Raw genomic sequence first — 1,967 nt, 5'->3', positions numbered from 1 at the left:
GCCTTGGTGATACCGAGCAGAACCGGCTGACCTTCGGCAGGCTTCTTGCCTTCCTCGATCAGGCGATCGTTGATCTCGTCGAACTCGATGACGTCGACATGATCGCCCGGGATGTAGACCGAGTCGCCCTGAGCGGTGATCTCGACCTTCTGCAGCATCTGACGAACGATGACCTCGATGTGCTTGTCGTTGATCGACACGCCCTGCAACCGGTAGACTTCCTGGATCTCGTTGACGAGGTAGGACGCAAGCGCCTCCACGCCCTTGATGGCCAGAATGTCGTGCGGCGCCGGATTGCCGTCGAGGATGTAGTCGCCCTTTTCGATGGCATCGCCGTCCTGAAGATGGAACGGCTTGCCCTTCGGGATCAGGTACTCGACCGGTTCAAGCGTCGAGTCATGCGGCTCGATGATGATGCGGCGCTTGTTCTTGTAGTCGCGACCGAAGCGGACCGTACCGTCGATCTCGGCGATGATGGCGTGATCCTTCGGACGGCGGGCTTCGAAGAGCTCGGCAACACGCGGCAGACCACCGGTGATGTCCTTGGTCTTCGCGCTTTCCATCGGGATACGCGCCAGAACGTCGCCAGGATGCACATGCGCACCCGGCTCGACCGACAAGATGGCCTCGACCGAGAGCAGGAAGCGAGCATCGCCGCCCTTCGACAGCTTGCCGACCTTGCCCTTGGCGTCCTGAACGACGATCGCGGGCTTCAGATCGTTGCCGCGCGGGGTCGAACGCCAGTCGATGACCTCACGCTTGGTGATGCCGGTCGACTCGTCGGCCGTTTCCTGAACGGAAATGCCGTCGACCAGATCCTCGAACGCCACGCGGCCTTCGATTTCGGTGAGGATCGGACGGGTATAGGGATCCCACTCGGCGACACGCTGGCCGCGCTTCACCTTGTCGCCATCGTCCACGAAGATGCGCGAACCATAGGTGACACGGTGCGTGGCACGTTCCTTGCCGGTTTCGTCGAGGATCAGGATCGCCATGTTGCGGCCCATCACGACAAGGTTGYCGTCAGAGTTGCGAACCACGTTGCGGTTGCGGATCTCGACCTTGCCCTCATAGGAGGCTTCAAGGAACGAGCTGTCCACCACCTGTGCGGTACCGCCCATGTGGAAGGTACGCATGGTAAGCTGCGTGCCCGGCTCGCCGATCGACTGAGCAGCGATGACGCCGACAGCTTCGCCCTGGTTGACAGGGGTACCACGTGCCAGATCGCGACCGTAGCAGACCGCGCAGACGCCGACCTTGACTTCGCAGGTCAGTGCCGAACGGATGCGGACGGACTGGACGCCAGCCTTCTCGATCACCTCGATGTCGCGTTCGTCCATGAGCGTGCCGGCCTTGACCAGCAGATCACCGGTAACCGGGTGGTTGATGTCGTCGAGCGACGTACGGCCAAGGATACGCAGGCCGAGCGAAGCGACCACCTGGCCGGCATCGACGATCGGCTGCATGGTGAGGCCCTTGTCGGTGCCGCAATCAACCGAGTTGACGATGCAATCCTGCGCCACGTCGACGAGACGACGGGTCAGGTAGCCGGAGTTAGCCGTCTTCAGAGCGGTATCGGCGAGACCCTTACGGGCACCGTGGGTCGAGTTGAAGTACTCGAGAACCGTCAGACCTTCCTTGAAGTTGGAAATGATCGGCGTCTCGATGATTTCACCCGACGGCTTGGCCATCAGGCCACGCATACCGGCAAGCTGACGCATCTGGGTGGGCGAACCACGCGCACCGGAGTGCGACATCATGTAGATCGAGTTCATCGGCTTCTGACGGCCGCTGTCTTCGAACTCCACCGCCTTGATGCGGGCCATCATTTCGTCGGCGACCTTTTCCGAGCACTTGGCCCAGGCGTCGACGACCTTGTTGTACTTCTCGCCCTGAGTGATCAGGCCGTCATTGTACTGCTGCTCGTATTCCTTGGCGAGCGCCTCGGTATCGGCGACCAGCTTCTC

General features: G+C 61.4%; 1 protein-coding gene. It reads right to left on the bottom strand.

What is annotated here, in order from left to right; all coding sequences use genetic code 11:
* The coding region (locus AC1DUU_RS30685) for a DNA-directed RNA polymerase subunit beta' (protein WP_476787085.1) at window positions 1–1,967 on the bottom strand (1,967 nt) is incomplete at both ends.

Source organism: Aminobacter sp. P4_H6_2, assembly GCF_056400805.1.
Note: the sequence above shows the minus strand (reverse complement) of the source record. Positions and strands in the feature narration are given on the sequence as shown.